Annotated in this window: 2 pseudogenes; both read right to left on the bottom strand. The window is 68.8% G+C overall.

Annotation, left to right across the window (positions count from 1 at the left end):
- Positions 1-279: pseudogene (locus IF47_RS0126880) on the bottom strand (peptide ABC transporter ATP-binding protein); the annotation flags it as partial.
- Positions 272-430 (bottom strand): annotated as a pseudogene (locus IF47_RS29980) (methionine ABC transporter ATP-binding protein); the annotation flags it as partial. The pseudogenes IF47_RS0126880 and IF47_RS29980, both read right to left, overlap by 8 nt.

Here is a 430-nt window from a genome sequence, read left to right as displayed (position 1 = left end):
CCCGGACTCCCCCACGATGCCCAGCGTCTCGCCCTGGTGCAGGGTGAACGACACGTCGTCCACCGCCCGCACCGCACCGATCTGCCGCTTGAACACCACCCCCCGGGTGAGCGGGAAGTGCTTCACCAGGTTCCGCACCTCCAAAATCGGCTCACCACGGTCGACCGGCTTCTCCATGGCGGCCACCGCCGCCTCGGTGTCCGTCTCGGCCCGGTCCTGGGCGCGGCCGGAGGAAGCGCTGTCCACCACGGCCTCGTCGTCCTTCTTGATCTCAGCCATGGATGGTCTCCTTCCAGAAGTGGCAGGCACTGGCCCGACCGGTCAACTCCGTCCCGTCCACCTCGGTGACCTGGTACAACGCCGGCACCTCCGCCCGACACACCTCCCGCGCCCGCGGACACCGCGGATTGAACGCACACCCGGACGGAAT

Source organism: Streptomyces megasporus, from assembly GCF_000718985.1.
Taxonomy (GTDB): Bacteria; Actinomycetota; Actinomycetes; order Streptomycetales; family Streptomycetaceae; genus Streptomyces; species Streptomyces megasporus.
This window is presented reverse-complemented; position numbering and strand designations above follow the sequence as displayed.